Annotated in this window: 15 protein-coding genes and 1 pseudogene; 4 read left to right on the forward strand and 12 right to left on the reverse strand. The window is 70.2% G+C overall.

Going from position 1 to position 15,501, the window contains the following annotated elements; genetic code table 11:
* Positions 1-18: 18 nt before the first annotated feature.
* The 3 genes and pseudogenes from FNH04_RS49345 to leuA all read right to left on the reverse strand — a co-directional run.
* Positions 19-209: pseudogene (locus FNH04_RS49345) on the reverse strand (hypothetical protein); the annotation flags it as partial.
* Positions 208-876, reverse strand: coding sequence for a tellurite resistance TerB family protein (locus FNH04_RS09280; RefSeq protein ID WP_152782256.1), 669 nt, complete (start codon positions 874-876; stop codon positions 208-210). The gene FNH04_RS09280 and the pseudogene FNH04_RS49345, both read right to left, overlap by 2 nt.
* 351 nt (positions 877-1,227) lie before the next feature.
* Positions 1,228-2,949 carry a 2-isopropylmalate synthase gene (leuA, locus tag FNH04_RS09285; protein ID WP_152782225.1) on the reverse strand — a complete coding sequence of 574 codons (1,722 nt, stop codon included), beginning with the start codon at positions 2,947-2,949 and terminating at the stop codon, positions 1,228-1,230.
* Positions 2,950-3,292: 343 nt separating this feature from the next.
* Here leuA and FNH04_RS09295 point away from each other — a divergent pair, with 343 nt between their 5' ends.
* From FNH04_RS09295 to FNH04_RS09305, 3 genes are all read left to right on the forward strand, one after another.
* Positions 3,293-4,390 (forward strand): M4 family metallopeptidase, encoded by a 1,098-nt coding sequence (locus tag FNH04_RS09295; protein WP_152782227.1) that lies wholly within the window; start codon positions 3,293-3,295, stop codon positions 4,388-4,390.
* A gap of 98 nt (positions 4,391-4,488) precedes the next feature.
* Positions 4,489-4,755 carry a protealysin inhibitor emfourin gene (locus FNH04_RS09300; RefSeq protein WP_152782229.1) on the forward strand — a complete coding sequence of 89 codons (267 nt, stop codon included), beginning with the start codon at positions 4,489-4,491 and terminating at the stop codon, positions 4,753-4,755.
* Positions 4,756-4,900: 145 nt separating this feature from the next.
* On the forward strand, positions 4,901-6,256 hold the full coding sequence (locus FNH04_RS09305) for a GH1 family beta-glucosidase (protein ID WP_152782231.1): 1,356 nt from the start codon (positions 4,901-4,903) through the stop codon (positions 6,254-6,256).
* A gap of 73 nt (positions 6,257-6,329) precedes the next feature.
* Here the strand turns inward: FNH04_RS09305 and era are convergent, their stop codons facing one another.
* Positions 6,330-7,307 carry a GTPase Era gene (era, locus tag FNH04_RS09310; protein WP_194236612.1) on the reverse strand — a complete coding sequence of 326 codons (978 nt, stop codon included), beginning with the start codon at positions 7,305-7,307 and terminating at the stop codon, positions 6,330-6,332.
* A gap of 181 nt (positions 7,308-7,488) precedes the next feature.
* On the opposite strand from era, the gene FNH04_RS09315 reads away from it, so the two are divergent.
* Positions 7,489-7,827, forward strand: a complete 339-nt coding sequence (locus tag FNH04_RS09315; RefSeq protein WP_152782235.1) for a P-II family nitrogen regulator — start codon at positions 7,489-7,491, stop codon at positions 7,825-7,827.
* Positions 7,828-7,839: 12 nt separating this feature from the next.
* On the opposite strand, the gene FNH04_RS09320 is transcribed toward FNH04_RS09315, so the two are convergent.
* The 8 genes from FNH04_RS09320 to FNH04_RS09355 all read right to left on the reverse strand — a co-directional run bounded on the left by FNH04_RS09320 (position 7,840) and on the right by FNH04_RS09355 (position 15,328).
* Positions 7,840-8,799, reverse strand: a complete 960-nt coding sequence (locus FNH04_RS09320) for a WxL protein peptidoglycan domain-containing protein (protein WP_152782237.1) — start codon at positions 8,797-8,799, stop codon at positions 7,840-7,842.
* 108 nt (positions 8,800-8,907) lie between these two features.
* The gene (locus FNH04_RS09325) at positions 8,908-10,263 is read right to left on the reverse strand and encodes a WxL domain-containing protein (RefSeq protein WP_194236613.1); all 1,356 of its coding nucleotides are present in this window, start codon (positions 10,261-10,263) and stop codon (positions 8,908-8,910) included.
* Between the two features lie 241 nt (positions 10,264-10,504).
* Complete coding sequence (locus FNH04_RS09330) at positions 10,505-10,978, reverse strand: hypothetical protein (RefSeq protein WP_152782239.1); 474 nt, start codon at positions 10,976-10,978, stop codon at positions 10,505-10,507.
* A gap of 470 nt (positions 10,979-11,448) precedes the next feature.
* Positions 11,449-11,802, reverse strand: coding sequence for a cytidine/deoxycytidylate deaminase family protein (locus tag FNH04_RS09335; RefSeq protein ID WP_152782241.1), 354 nt, complete (start codon positions 11,800-11,802; stop codon positions 11,449-11,451).
* A 247-nt stretch (positions 11,803-12,049) separates the two neighbouring features.
* Positions 12,050-12,409, reverse strand: a complete 360-nt coding sequence (locus tag FNH04_RS09340; RefSeq protein ID WP_152782243.1) for an MmcQ/YjbR family DNA-binding protein — start codon at positions 12,407-12,409, stop codon at positions 12,050-12,052.
* 31 nt (positions 12,410-12,440) lie between these two features.
* Positions 12,441-13,748 carry a hemolysin family protein gene (locus tag FNH04_RS09345; RefSeq protein ID WP_152782245.1) on the reverse strand — a complete coding sequence of 436 codons (1,308 nt, stop codon included), beginning with the start codon at positions 13,746-13,748 and terminating at the stop codon, positions 12,441-12,443.
* Complete coding sequence (ybeY, locus tag FNH04_RS09350; protein ID WP_152782247.1) at positions 13,745-14,242, reverse strand: rRNA maturation RNase YbeY; 498 nt, start codon at positions 14,240-14,242, stop codon at positions 13,745-13,747. The genes FNH04_RS09345 and ybeY overlap by 4 nt, the downstream gene beginning before the upstream one ends.
* Positions 14,243-14,254: 12 nt before the next feature.
* Entirely contained in the window at positions 14,255-15,328 is a 1,074-nt protein-coding gene (locus FNH04_RS09355; RefSeq protein WP_152782249.1) for a PhoH family protein, read from the reverse strand.
* Between the last annotated feature and the right edge of the window lie 173 nt (positions 15,329-15,501).

Here is a 15,501-nt window from a genome sequence, read left to right on the forward strand (position 1 = left end):
CCCCGTCAAGCAGTGCCCGGTGACCAGCCCCGACTCGTACGCCACGATCACCAGCCGCGCCCGGTCCCGCGCCCCCGGCTTGCCCATCATGCGGCTGACGGGGCACCGGCGGCCACGGTGCGGACGGCGTCGAGGAGTTCGGCCGGCTTCGTGTCCTTCACGAGGAAGCCGAAGGCTCCGGCCCGCAGCGCACGGGCGGCGTCGTGGTCACGACGGTGTGCGGGCCGCCTCCAGCAGCAGACGTGTCACGTCGTCCGCGCAGATCGTGAGGGCGGCTCCGACCGTGGACAGGACGTCCCGCTCGGCTGGGGTGTACGGGCCGTCGGCCAGGGCGATCCGGGCTCCCTGCAGCAGGATGGACTCGCGCCCGGCCGCGGCGAGGTGCGGGGCCAGGGGGTCGAGGGCCTCATGGAGCTCTATGGCCAGGCCCGGGCCGCAGGGCTCGCCGAAGATACGGCCCGTGTCGGCGGCCAGGGCCTCGACGAGGGCGCCGAGCTTGTCCTCCGTGCAGTCGTCGAAGCCCGCGGAACGCACCGCGCCCGCGGCCGTCGACAGGGAGGCTCGGGCGCAGGGGGCGCCGGCCGCCAGGACGGCCAGCGCGACCGTGTGGACCGCGTCCCGGAGCATCGCGGAGAAGCGGGTGGTGGTCGGGTGGTCCAGGACCTCGGTGCCGAAGTGGCGGCCGCAGGCCGCGCACTCCACGACCGGGCCGGTCTCACCGCGCGGGACGAGAGGAACGCCCGCGAGGGTGAAGCGGCGGCGGCCCATGAGGCGCTGGTAGTTGCGGTCGCCCCCGCAGCCGGGGCAGAAGAACTCCCCGTCCCCGACCGGCGTCCACGCGGTGCGGGTGCCCAGGACGCGGCTCAGCCGGGTCATCGGGCGGCTCGCCGTGCGGGCCGTACGGGAGCCCGGAGCGTGCGGCACCCGTGCCTCGTGGGCACCTCGACCGTCCCGTCCGTCTGGCTGCACGTCGCACCTCCGTAACTCCCCCGCAGCCTCAAGGGCGCGGGAGGCACCCCCGGGCAACATCGCCGCGCCCCGTGATGTTAGCCACATTGTCGAGGCGGAGTCAGCCCTCAGGAAGAGACCCGTTCGTGCCAGGGCGAACGAATGGCCGGTATGAGACGCCGTACGGCCTGGGCACGAGGCCCGTACGGCCGGGCCCCGCCCGCCTCGGGAGGCGGACGGGGCCGGGGAGAACAGGTGCGGAGCGGCTGAGCCGGTGCGTCAGCGGGCCGCGCGGTTGACGGCCGAGACGACGGCCTTCAGCGAGGCACGTGTCGTGTTCGCGTCGATACCGATGCCCCACAGGACCTTGTCCTCGATGGCGACCTCGATGTACGAGGCGGCCAGCGCGGAGGCACCCTCGCTCATCGTGTGCTCGGTGTAGTCCAGCAGCCGGGCGTCGATGCCGATGCCCTGCAGCGCGTGGAAGAACGCCGAGATCGGACCGTTGCCGGTGCCGACCAGCGTGGTCTCCGTGCCGTCCACCTCGGCCTCGACGGTCAGGGTGTCCACGCCGTCGGTGTCGGTGGTCGACTGGTTGTTGCGTACCTGGATACGGCCCCACGGGTTGTTCGGGTTCGGCAGGTACTCGTCCTGGAAGGTCGCCCAGATGTCCTTCGGCGTGACCTCGCCGCCCTCGGCGTCCGTCTTCGCCTGGATGATCTTCGAGAACTCGATCTGCATCCGGCGCGGCAGGTCCAGCTTGTGGTCGTTCTTCAGGACGTACGCGATACCGCCCTTGCCGGACTGCGAGTTGACGCGGATGACGGCCTCGTAGGAGCGGCCGACGTCCTTGGGGTCGATGGGCAGGTACGGCACCGCCCACTCGATGTCGTCGACCGTCTGGCCCTGGGCCGCCGCATCGGCCTCCATCGCGTCGAAGCCCTTCTTGATGGCGTCCTGGTGGGAGCCGGAGAAGGACGTGTAGACCAGGTCACCGACGTACGGGTGGCGGGCGTGGACCTCCATCTGGTTGCAGTACTCCCACGTGCGACGGATCTCGTCGATGTCGGAGAAGTCGATCTGCGGGTCGACGCCCTGGGAGAACAGGTTCATGCCCAGGGTGACCAGGTCGACGTTGCCGGTGCGCTCGCCCTGCCCGAACAGGCAGCCCTCGACACGGTCGGCGCCGGCCATCAGCGCCAGCTCGGCCGCCGCGACCGCCGTACCGCGGTCGTTGTGCGGGTGGATGGACAGACAGACGTGCTCGCGGCGGGACAGGTTGCGGCCCATCCACTCGAAGCGGTCCGCGTGCGTGGACGGGGTCGAACGCTCCACGGTGGCGGGCAGGTTGAGGATGATCTCGCGGCCCGGGCCGGGCTGCCAGACGTCCATGACCGCCTCACAGACCTCCAGGGCGAAGTCCAGCTCGGTGTCGGTGAAGATCTCCGGCGAGTACTGGTAGCCGAACTCCGTCTCCGGGCCCAGCAGTTTCTCCGCGTACTCCATCACCAGCCGCGTGCCGTCGACGGCGATCTGCTTGATGTCGTCCTTGGAGCCGCGGAAGACGACCCGGCGGAACACCGGGGCCGTGGCGTTGTACAGGTGGACGTTCGCGCGCTTGGCGCCCTTCAGCGACTCGACGGTCCGCTCGATCAGGTCCTCACGGGCCTGGGTCAGTACGGAGATCGTGACGTCGTCGGGGATGGCGCCGGGCTCCTCGACGATGGAGCGTACGAAGTCGAAGTCGGTCTGGCCGGAGGCCGGGAAGCCGATCTCGATCTCCTTGTAGCCCATCTTGACCAGCAGGTCGAACATCGCGCGCTTACGGGCGGGCGACATGGGGTCGATCAGGGCCTGGTTCCCGTCGCGCAGGTCCGTGGACAGCCAGCGCGGGGCCTGGGTGATCCGGTTGTTCGGCCAGGTGCGGTCGGCGATGTCGACCTGCTCGTACGGGCGGTACTTGCGGGTCGGCATGGAGGTGGGCTGCTGGCGGTTCGCCATGGTGCGTGGGCTCCTCGAAGATGTCCGGATGTCCTCATCCGGTGGGCCGGAAGGACGGCCGACGGCGCAACGCCAAACTCCGCGGGGAGGGGGTCGGCCTCGACTTACAGGCCCTCGCCGCGGCAGCTAAGGAGGAGCAGCCCGAAACGCATGATGCTCCGCAGCCTAGCCGAGCCTCGCTCCGTACGGAGGGCCGTTTCAGTATGCGGGATCGGGGTGACGAACCGAACAAAAGGTGCTCTATACCACTCAAGCCCGGAAGCAGAGGTTCTTTGTCCCCACATTTCACTAATCATGGTTGCGAGTAGTGACAGGCACATCACTCGGTGCAAGGGTGCCCGGCATGACGACCAACGGGGGCCCTGAGCCCGTCTTCTGCACCGTCGTACCACCGCATGTCCTCGACAAGCTGGCACAGGCCGAGGACTCCGCGCTCGCCGGTCCGGCACGCCGGACCCTGGAGCGCGACGCCTTGGAGCGCACCCACCGCCGTCTGACCACGGTCATCGGCGCTCCGGCCGTCGCCGCGCCCGTCACAGCGGAGGCCGGCAAGCCACACCGCACCATCCACGACGCCCGCCACGGCACCACCCTGCCCGGCCGGAAGGTGCGTGGTGAGGGCGACGAGCCCGGCAAGGACGCCACCGTCAACCGCGCGTACGCGGGCCTGGGCGCGACCTTCGAACTGCTCCTCACCGCCTACGGGCGCGACTCGATCGACGGCAACGGCCTGCCGCTCGACGCGACCGTGCACTACGACCGCGACTACAACAACGCCTTCTGGAACGGCGAGCAGATGGTCTTCGGCGACGGTGACGGCGAGATCTTCCTCGACTTCACCATCCCCGTCGACGTCATCGGCCACGAGCTCGCGCACGGCCTCACCCAGTACACGGCGAACCTCGCGTACTTCAACCAGTCGGGTGCGCTCAACGAGTCCGTGTCGGACGTCTTCGGCTCGCTGATCAAGCAGTACACGCTCGGCCAGACCGCCGCGGAGGCCGACTGGCTGATCGGTGCGGGCCTCCTCGCCCCGCGCGTCACCGGCACGGCGCTGCGCTCGATGAAGGCCCCGGGCACGGCGTACGACGACGACGTACTCGGCAAGGACCCGCAGCCCGCGACGATGGACGACTACGTGCACACCGGCCGCGACAACGGCGGTGTCCACATCAACTCCGGTATCCCCAACCACGCCTTCTACCAAGTGGCCACCACCCTCGGCGGGTACGCCTGGGAGCGGGCCGGGCAGATCTGGTACGACGTGCTGACCGGCGGCCGGCTGAAGGAGGATGCCCTCTTCGCCGACTTCGCCACGCTGACCGTCTCCGCGGCCCGCGCCCGCTACGGCGAGGGCGAGGAGCTCCAGGCCGTGCGGAAGGCATGGGAGCAGGTGGGCGTACGCACGCTGGAGCCGCCCGAGCAGGTGGCGTCCGAGTAGATCTCAGGAGATCTCAGCAGACAGGAGATCTCAGCAGAACGGAGTAGGGCGAACGCTCCCCGGTTTCCTCCCGGACGGGTTCGTACTAGACAGGAGCCATGCGTATTCAGGTGAGGCGCACGGGCGGGTTCGCGGGCATCGAGCGTCACGCCGAGGTGGACACCTCGGGGCGCGCCGACGCCGAGGAGTGGCATGCCCTGGCCGAGAAGGCGGTCGCCGACGGCCGGGGCACGCCCCCGATCGGGGTGCCGGACGGGTTCAGCTACCAGATCACCGTGGACGGCAGGACGGTGTACTGCTCGGACCCCCGGCTGACGGAGGAGCAGCGGAAGCTGATCTCGAGGGTGCTGAAGGAAGGGGCGTGAGGGAAGAGGGCTTGAGGGAAGAGGGCGTGAGGCAAGGGGCGTGAGCCGTCGCCCGGAGCCCTCGTCCGGGGCTTCGGGCGTGGCGTGAGCGGCACTTCCCACGGGGACGTTGACTTCCGTTACCGCTGGTACGGATGATCCGCGCATGGCAACGAACCCGATACCCCAGTTTCCGTCCGACTTCCTGTGGGGCGTGTCGACCTCGGCGCACCAGATCGAGGGCGCGGCCGACGAGCGCGAGCCCTCCGTGTGGGACGCCTTCAGCGCCGAGTCCGGACGGATCAAGGACGGTTCGACGGCCGCGGTGGCCTGCGACCACTTCCACCGCTACCGCGAGGACGTGGCGCTCCTCGCCGACCTCGGCGTGGGCGCGTACCGCTTCTCGATCGCCTGGCCGCGGGTGAACTCCCCCGGCGGCCTCGACTTCTATGACCGGCTGGTGGACGAGCTGGCCGCGGCGGGCATCCGGCCGGTCCCGACCCTCTTCCACTGGGACCTCCCCCTCTCGCTCCAGGAGGCGGGCGGCTGGCTGAACCGCGACACGGCCGAACGGTTCGCCGAGTACGTCGCCACCGTCGTGGAGCGGCTGGGCGACCGCGTCCACAAGTGGATCACCATCAACGAGCCCGCCGAGCACACCCTGCTGGGCCACGCGCTCGGCACGCACGCGCCGGGCAAGCAGATGCTGTTCGACGCGCTGCCGGCGGCCCACCACCAGCTGCTGGGGCACGGTCTGGCCGTACGGGCCCTGCGCGCGGCCGGGATCACGGACATCGGGATCGCCAACTCGCACGGCCCGACCTGGCCCGCGTCCGAGGAGCAGGCCGACATGGAGGCGGCCGGTTTCTACGACCTGCTCCTCAACCGGCTCTTCGCCGAGCCGCTGCTGCTCGGCCAGTACCCGGACGGTCTCGGCGAGTTGATGCCGGGAGGCTCCGGAGCCGTCGAGGCGGACCTCAAGATCATCTCGGAGCCCGTCGACTGGTACGGCATCAACTACTACGCGCCGACGCGGGTGGGCGCCCCGCAGGGCACGGAGATCGAGTTCGGCGGGGTCACGATGCCCGCGGAACTCCCCTTCTCGGTACGGGAGATCGAGGGCCGCCCGGTGACGGACTTCGGCTGGCCGGTGGTCCCGGAGGGCCTGACGGAACTGCTGACGACGTTCGCCGACCGGTACGGCGACCGCCTCCCCCCGATCGTCATCACCGAGAACGGCTGCTCGTACGAGGGCATCGACGACCAGGAGCGGATCACCTACCTGGACGGCCACATCAGGGCGCTGCACAAGGCGATGGAGGCGGGCGTCGACGTCCGCGGCTACTTCGTGTGGTCGCTCCTCGACAACTTCGAGTGGGCGGAGGGGTACGCGCGCCGCTTCGGCCTCGTCCACGTGAACTTCGACGACCCAGCCGACCCCGCCACGCTGGGCCGCACCCCGAAGGCGTCGTACGGCTGGCTGCGGGACGTACTGCGGGGCCAGTCCCGCAACGACGGGTGATCACGGCCGCCCCGGCTCCACCGGCCGGGGCGCTCACCGGGGACGGGCAGGGGCGGCCGGGGCGATGAACCCCTCAGAAGCCCAGCCGGCGCAGCTGCTTGGGGTCCCGCTGCCAGTCCTTCGCGACCTTCACATGCAGGTCCAGGAACACCGGCGTCCCCAGCAACGCCTCGATCTGCTTGCGCGACTTGATCCCGACGTCCTTCAGCCGCTTTCCCTTGGGGCCGATGATGATCCCCTTCTGGCTGGGGCGCTCGATGTAGACGTTCGCGTGGATGTCGAGCAGCGGCCGGTCAGCCGGACGGTCCGGGCGAGGGAGCATCTCCTCGACGACGACCGCGATCGAGTGCGGCAGCTCGTCCCGCACCCCCTCCAGCGCCGCCTCACGAATCAGCTCCGCCACCATGACCTGCTCGGGCTCATCGGTCAGGTCCCCTTCGGGGTACAGCGTGGGCCCCTCGGGCAGCAGCGGCACCAACAGGTCCGCCAGCAGATCCACCTGCCGCCCACCCGTCGCGGACACCGGCACGATCTCCGCCCACTCGAACCCCAGCTCCTTCCCGAGCTGGTCGATCGCGATCAACTGCTCGGCCAGCGCCTTGGAGTCCACCAGGTCCGTCTTCGTGACGATCGCGACCTTGGGCGTCTTCCTGATCCCGGCCAGCTCCTTCGCGATGAAACGGTCCCCCGGCCCGATCTTCTGGTCCGCGGGAAGGCAGAACCCGATCACGTCGACCTCGGCCCACGTCGTGCGGACGACGTCGTTCAGGCGCTCCCCCAGCAACGTACGCGGCTTGTGCAGCCCAGGGGTGTCGACAAGGATCAGCTGCGCGTCGGGACGGTGCACGATCCCCCGCACCGTGTGCCGCGTCGTCTGCGGCCGGTTCGACGTGATCGCCACCTTCTGCCCGACCAGAGCGTTCGTGAGGGTGGACTTGCCCGCGTTGGGCCGGCCCACGAAACAGGCGAAGCCCGCGCGGTGGACGGACCCCGAGGACCCCGAGGGCTCCGAGGAATCCGACGGCTCGGGTGACTGGGTACGAACGCTCATGCCGCCCATTCTCCCTGATCGTCCAGCCCCCACCGCACCACAGGTCCCACGGCCCCTGCCGGCGCACGCGCGAGCCCCTTACCAGGGCGTGCGCGAACCCCTTACGATCACGGCGTCCCGGGCACGGAGCCCAGGTCACCGCATCCTCCGTCCGCAGCGCGCAGAAGGCCGGCATCCAGGCATGAAGCTCATCACCGCGATCGTCAAACCGCACCGCCTCGACGAGGTCAAGACCGCGCTCCAGGAGCTCGGCGTCGACGGCCTGACCGTCACCGAGGCCAGCGGCTACGGCCGTCAGCGCGGCCACACCGAGGTCTACCGCGGTGCCGAGTACCGCGTCGACCTCGTCCCCAAGGTCCGTATCGAGGTCCTCGTGGACGACGCGGACGCCGACGCGACCCTGGACACCATCGTCCGGGCGGCGCAGACCGGCAAGATCGGCGACGGCAAGGTCTGGACGCTGCCCGTCGAGACAGTGGTACGGGTCCGCACGGGCGAACGCGGCCCGGACGCGCTCTGAGAGGCAGAAGCCCTACGGCCGTACCCGGTGCCGTCTCCGTACCTTGATCGTCACCCCCGCCCCCACCGCGCCGGCCGCCAGCACCACCGCCACCAGCCACGGCAGCGCGAAGAACGACACGCTCGCCGACTCGCGGGTGTCCTTGGCGGAGGCGGTCAACGTCACGTCGCCCCAGTCGAGTTGGGGCGCCCCGCGCCAGCGTTCGCTGAGGTGCACCCGCTGGCCGGGCAGGAGCTCGGAGGGGATCGAGGCCAGGTCGCGGGCGAGGAGCGTACGGCCGAACAGGCCCTCCGCCCTCAGCTCGACCCGCGGGTTGAGGGTGACGTTGCCGGTGTTGTGGAGGGTGTACGAGATCGTCGCCGTACTGTCCCCCGTGCCGGGGACGAGCGGCTGGTCGTGGCGGATACGGACCTTCTCGACGGCGAGGGCGGGCACCGTCGGCCCGCTCACCCGCAGATACAGGCGGGCGCCCACGGCCTGCTGCACCCCGAACGCGAGGGCGTCGCCCCCGGTGTCGATCCGCTCGTCGAGGGCCACCAACGCGCCCGGATGGTCCCCGGGTTCGGCCCGCTCGGGCACCCGGAGGGTGAACGGCACGGTGACCGAGCCGCGCGCCGGAACGGTCACCCGGGACTTCGCGGGCTTCGCCCAGGCGCCCACACCGTGCTGCTTCTCCTTGACGGTGCGGACCGCGAAGCCGCCGTCCCGCGCGGTGTTGTAGGCGTCGGCCGCGTAAAGGCGGAACTTCAGGGGTTTGGTGGTCTTGTTGGTGACGACGATCTTGTCCCGGATCGTCGTACCGGGGTCGGCCGTGACGTAGAAGTAAGGCCGCCGGGACAGCTCGGAGGCGACGGGGAACACGGACCAGCTGCCGTTGTCGGCGGCGTACGAGGGCGCGGCCGGCCAGAGCGGCGACAGGGGCAGCAGCAGTGGCAGCACGAGGGTCAGGAGGAGGGCGTACGGCTTGCGCATGGGTGCGGACTCCCACGGACGGTACGGCGAACGGTTGCTCGAGCGACGTGGTGGGCGGGCGGGTGCGCGCCCGGCCCACCTGAGAACTACTCGGCGGAATGCGACCGGTCAGGTCAAGGTGAGCGTCAGGACGCCCGCGTACGAACCCGGCGGCGTGTCCGCCGGGACCGCCAGCGAGAGCCCGGCGTCGATGGTGAACTCACCACCGGTGAGCGTGCCGTCGGATGCGGACGCCAGGGTCGCGCCCGCGCTGCCCACCGGACCGGCCGAACCGGCCTTGCAGGTGCTGGGGCTGCCGGCCTTGGTGACGCACTCCGGGGTCCAGCTCAGCTTCGAGGCCGGGATGCTCGCGCCCGGCCCGGTGAAGTCGGTGACCTTGCCGGTCAGGGACCAGCCGGCCGTACCGCCCCGGTGGTCCTTGACGGTGACCGTCTGCAGATCGCCGTCGGCGGTGCCGCCCGAGCCGAACTCGACGGAGCCGAGGTCGACCGTGTCCCCGGCCTGGGTCATCGACAGCGTGCCCGCGGTGACCTTGGCCTTGATCTTCTGGCTGTTCTCGGGGACGGGCGTGTCGTCGACGACGACGTACGCGGCGGGCCCCGCGCCCTTGCTGTCGCTCCAGCTGTCGCCCTCGTACGCCACGACGCCCGTCGTCGTCTTGTCGTTGACGGTGAGCGAACCGCTGAAGGCGCCCTGGCCGTCCGCGGTGACCGAGGCGGTGTCCCCGGTCTGGGACGCGCCCGACCGTCCGGCGAGGGTCACGGTCGCGCCCGGCGTGAAGTTGCTGCCGGTGACCGTGACACCGGCGCCGGGGCTGCCGGAGGCCGAACCCAGGGTGATGGCACGGAGGTTGGTCTGACTGCCGTCCGTGGCGGTGACCGTCTCGGAGACCGGCGCGGGCGGGTTGGTCACCGTGCAGGGGGTGTCCAGTTCGAGGATGTAGCTGGTGTGGATGTTGTAGTCACCGGGCGAGAGCGTGATCGCGCCCGGCGAGGTGACCGTGAAGGTGCCGCTCATCGAGAACGACGGGAAGGCGCCGCCTCCCGGTACGGGGTCGTTCTTCTGCGGGCCCGCGACCGTGACGTCGCCCGTCTGCGCCCCGCCCAGGGTGACCTTGCCAGTGGGCGTCATGATGTCGGCCGGCAGGGGGAGCTGGGTCGGGTTGCTGGCGGCGGGCTTGACCACCGTGTAGGTCACGGTGACGGTATCGCCCACCTCGGGCGTGGCGTTGTCCACCGTGATCCGCGCGGTGGTGGTGCCGTCGATGGGCGGGATGCCCGCGACCGGCGGCGGAACGCAGTGCGTGGCGAAGTCCACGTCGGCGGCCTGTGCGGTGGCCGCTCCCGCGGGTGCGGCCAGCGCTCCTCCGGCGGCGACCGCCAGTGCGGTGGCCCCGAGGAGCGCCGCCCAAGGACGTCTTCGAACGACCGCTCTCCGGTCGGCTCTCCGAGTGGTGGATCCCATGGTGCCCCCTCCTGAGGGATGCGGGCGCAGCGGCTCGTCTGCGCCGACAGGGGGCCATTGATGGGCGGGCCGGACGAGAAGTCAATGGACGCGCCGTACACCAACTGATGGGCCATCAGCTTCTGTCAACATCCCGTACCGCCAGGCCCCTTGGGCCGGAGGGGGCGGTGAACGAGTCCGGCCGGAGCCGCCCCGCGGGACGCGGGACGACACCGGCCTTCACGATCGCACATCCCGGGGCTTACTCGAACACGAACGGCCCCGGCGACTGCGGCCCTCCGGGGGTGCATGTCACAGTGATCCCGAAGATCACCATGCGCAGCGAGCCCCTGTTCGCCTCCAGGATGTCGCCGGAGGCGACGGTACCGGTCAGCGGTCCGACCTCGACCGGAGCCCCGGCGGCCATCGCCGGGTTCTCTGTGCCGGTGAACGCGACGGTGCTGCCGTCCGGTTTCACCATGGTGAGCGTGGACTGGATGGAGTCCTCGGCGAGGGCGAGGGGAGCGGTGATCGCCGAGGTGACGGTGATGGTTGCGGTGGTGCCGCTCTGGGTGGCCTTGAGGGTGGCCGCGCCGCCACCGTAGATACCGCAGTTGGCGGTGATCGTCGCGGACTGCGGGGTGACGGCCGCGGCGGTGGGCGCGAAGGCGAGACCGGAGACGGCGACCGCCCCGGCCGCCAGCGCCGCACTGATCCCGAATCGTTTGCGTCTCATCTGCATCGGGTTCCCTTCCCTGGTACGGGAATTGCCATGTGGGGACGGAACGACGGACCCTCGCCGTCCGGGCGCGCGCTCGTCACCGGGCCGGTCGGGACAGCGGTCCGGTCGGTGAGGATGCGGGGAGACGCGTGCACGCGAACCATCCACCGCGAGCGGGGTGCGGCACGCGACGCGGTGGAATCTGACGGTCCGTCGGAAGAACGGGTTCCATTGAGACGCCACGGCCCGGGGAATGCAAGCCCCATCCCGTCACTTCTTCCAGCGGTCCGCGAAAGTGGCCGAAGTCGTTCGCCGTGCGGTGGTGAACTCCCTTGATTTTGGGGGGAGTTGCGTGGTTCCGTCCGTGCGGTGAGGGTCACTCGGGTGCCGGTTCCTGTCGTGCGCGCACGACTTCTCGCCCACCTCGGGCCCCGTCTACCGGCCGATCCGCTCCCGCAACGCGGACTCGTCGGCCCCCGGGCGGTTCAGCCCGCGGTGACGGTGACCCGGACGGTCCCGTCCGGACCGGCGACGAGCACCGGCGTCCCGGGGCCACCGAGATCGCGTACGGCCGCACGGTCCTCGTCCGAAGCGGTCTCCGACTCCGTGACCAGCGCGGCCGCCTCCAGGGACTTCGCCCCCGAGGCCACGGCCATGGCGACCGCCGTACGGAGCGCGCTCAACCGCAGCGAGTCGAGGGCGACGGTGCCGGCGACATACGTACGTCCCGTCTCGTCCCGTACGGCCGCCCCCTCGGGCACCCCGTTGCGGGCCCGGGCCGAACGGGCCAGGGTGACGATCTTGCGGTCCTCGGGGTCAAGCGCGCTGCTGTCGGTCATGACCTGAGCATACGTAGCCGTGGGGACGGCCGGAGATGTGGGGATCACCGAGGGGAGCTCGGGACGGCCGGCCCCGGTCGTCGGGGCGCCCCGGCAGTCCGGCAGCCGCTTCCCGCTACCGTCCGTCACCGGCCCGGCGGCTTGGGGAACCCGTCCGGCCACACCTGCGGCCCGCCCGCCGTCACGCCACCGTCCACCGCGATCTCCGTCCCCGCCCGGTGAGGAAGCCTCAGGGGCGTCAGGGAGGTCAGGGACGGTCCAGACGGAGCCGCTCGGCTCGTGGCAGGCCGGCCACCACCAGGTCGTACGAGTCCTCGATGAGCTCCCGGACTAGGCGGTCGGGGAGCGCGCCGTCGGCCGTGACCGTGTTCCAGTGGCGCTTGTTCATGTGGTAGCCGGGGATGACCAGACCCTCGTACTCGGCGCGCAGCCGTACCGCGTCCTCCGGATCGCACTTGAGGTTGACGGTGAGCGGGCGCGCATCCAGGTACGACAGGGCGAACATCTTGCCCAGGACCTTGAAGACGGAGATCTCCGGGCTGAACGGGAAGTCCTCCACTGCCGCGTTGAAGGAAAGGCACAACGCACGCAGCTCCTGGGGCGTCATCGCCGGCTTCCCTCCTTCCGTGGCCGTGGCCTCATGCGGACTCCTTCTCCTCCTCCGCCGCCTCCACCGGCCCCATCGGCTCCACGAGCACCGTGACGATCTTGTTCCGCCGTCCGGCGGCGGCCTCGGCGGTGAGCCTGAGCTCCCGGCCGTCCGGCAGCGGTACGACGGACGAGGCACCGGCGATCGGCACCCGCCCGAGCGCCTTCGCGAGCAGGCCGCCCACCGTCTCGACGTCCTCGTCGTCGTACGCCTCGACGCCGTACAGCTCGCCGAGGTCGCCGATGTCGAGGCGGGCCGTCACGCGGTAGCGGTCCTCGCCCAGTTCCTCCACCGGGGGCAGTTCACGGTCGTACTCGTCCGTGATCTCGCCGACGATCTCCTCGAGAATGTCCTCGATGGTCACGATGCCGGCCGTGCCGCCGTACTCGTCGATGACGACGGCGACGTGGTTGCGCTCCTGCTGCATCTCACGGAGCAGGTCGCCCGCGTTCTTGGTGTCGGGCACGAAGGCGGCCGGGCGCATGGCGGTGGACACCAGCTCGTTCTCGGCGTCCCTGCTGATGTGCGTCTTGCGGGCCAGGTCCTTCAGATAGACGATGCCGACGATGTCGTCCTCGCTCTCCCCCGTCACCGGGATACGGGAGAAGCCCGAGCGCAGAGCCAGGGTGAGGGCCTGACGGATGGTCTTGTAGCGCTCGATGACGACCAGGTCGGTCCGCGGGACCATGACCTCGCGGACGAGGGTGTCGCCCAGCTCGAAGACCGAGTGCACCATACGGCGCTCCTCGGCCTCGATCAGGGACTCCTTCTCCGCCAGGTCCACCATCGCGCGCAGCTCGGCCTCGGAGGCGAAGGGGCCGCGGCGGAAACCCTTGCCCGGCGTCAGCGCGTTACCGATCAGGATGAGCAGGGGCGGGATCGGGCCCATGACACGGGCCAGCGGGAGCAGCACGTACGCGGCCGCCGTCGCCGTGTTCAGCGGATGCTGACGGCCGATGGTGCGCGGCGAGACGCCCACCGCGACATACGAGACCAGCACCATCACGCCGAGGGCGACCACCAGGGCCTGCCAGGTTCTGTCGAACTCCTGCAGGCAGGCGTACGTGACCAGCGTCGCGGCCGCCATCTCGCAGGCGACGCGCACGAGCAGCGCCACATTGAGGTAGCGGGTCGGGTCGGCCGCGACCTGGGCGAGCTTGGCGCTGCCGCGCCGCCCGGACCGTACGGCCTCCTCGGCGCGGAAGCTGGAGACGCGCGCGAGGCCCGCCTCCGCGCAGGCGGCGAGCCAGGCGACGACGACCAGCGCGACGGCACCCGTGAGAAGCGAAGCGCTCATGACACGGTGGGCGCCGGGGAGGGGCCGGTCATGCCCTTCTCCGCACGCCAGCCGTCCACGATGGCCGCCTGGAGGCCGAACATCTCGGCCTTCTCGTCCGGCTCCTCGTGGTCGTATCCGAGCAGGTGCAGCACCCCGTGGACGGTGAGGAGCTGGAGCTCCTCATCCATGGAGTGCCGAGTCGGGGCTTCCGTCCCCTGCTTGGCGGCGACCTCCGGGCAGAGCACGATGTCACCGAGCAGCCCCTGCGGCGGCTCGTCGTCGTCCTTCGACGGCGGCCGCAGCTCATCCATGGGGAAGGACATGACATCGGTCGGCCCGGGCAGGTCCATCCACTGGATATGGAGCTGCTCCATGGCGTCGGCGTCCACGACGATCACCGAGAGCTCGGAGAGCGGGTGGATGCGCATCCGTGCGAGCGAGTAACGGGCGATGTCGAGGATCGCCTTCTCGTCGACCTCGGTGCCGGACTCGTTGTTGACGTCGATCGACATGGTCGTGCTGGTCTACTTCCCCTTGTGCCCGTGTCCGGCCTTGCCGCGGCCCTTGTGGGTGCCGTTCTGCGTGCCGTTCCTGCTGTCGTACTTCTCGTACGCGTCGACGATACGGCCGACCAGCTTGTGCCGTACGACATCGTGGGACGACAGCCGCGAGAAGTGGACGTCCTCGACGCCGTCCAGGATGTCCTGCACCTGGCGCAGACCGCTCTTCGTCCCGTCCGGGAGGTCGACCTGGGTGACATCACCCGTGATCACGATCTTCGAGTCGAAACCGAGGCGGGTGAGGAACATCTTCATCTGCTCGGGGCTCGTGTTCTGGGCCTCGTCCAGGATGATGAACGCGTCATTGAGCGTACGGCCGCGCATGTAGGCGAGCGGCGCGACCTCTATCGTCCCGGCGGCCATGAGCCGCGGGATGGAGTCGGGGTCGAGCATGTCGTGCAGGGCGTCGTACAGCGGCCGCAGATACGGGTCGATCTTCTCGTACAGCGTGCCCGGGAGGAATCCGAGCCGCTCCCCCGCCTCCACCGCCGGCCGGGTCAGGATGATGCGGTTGACCTGCTTGGACTGCAGGGCCTGCACCGCCTTGGCCATGGCGAGGTAGGTCTTGCCCGTACCGGCGGGACCGATCCCGAAGACGATCGTGTGCTTGTCGATGGCGTCGACGTACCGCTTCTGGTTGAGCGTCTTGGGGCGGATGGTGCGACCGCGCGAGGACAGGATGTTCTGCGTGAGCACCTCGGCCGGGGTTTCCTGGCCGTCGCTCTCCCCGTTCTCGCTCGCCCTCAGCATGGCGATCGAGCGTTCCACTGCGTCCTCCGTCATCGGCTGTCCGGTGCGGAGCACCAGCATCATCTCGTCGAACATGCGCTGGACCAGAGCGACCTCACCGGCATCGCCGACCGCGCTGATCTCGTTGCCCCGGACGTGGATGTCGACCGCCGGGAAGGCCTTCTCGATCACGCGCAGAAGCGCGTCCCCGGAACCCAGAACGGTCACCATGGGGTGCGCCGCCGGAACGGTGAACTGCGCTCTCGCCTGCTCCTGCGCGGAGGTGTGAGCTGTGGGTGATTGAGTCATGGGCCGGCTCTGAAGGCCTTGCTCGTCCTCCTCGTGCGTCTCGCCCGCCCCATGGGCGGCCTGGCGATTTCCAGGGTACGCCGGGGGACTGACAACGCCGTATTACTTTTCGGGGTCGGGCGACGGCGCGGCACCGCCACACCCGGGATTCCTCGCCCCCGCCGCCCCTGCCC

The sequence above is a fragment of the Streptomyces phyllanthi genome, from assembly GCF_009377205.1.
GTDB classification, from domain to species: Bacteria; Actinomycetota; Actinomycetes; order Streptomycetales; family Streptomycetaceae; genus Streptomyces; species Streptomyces phyllanthi.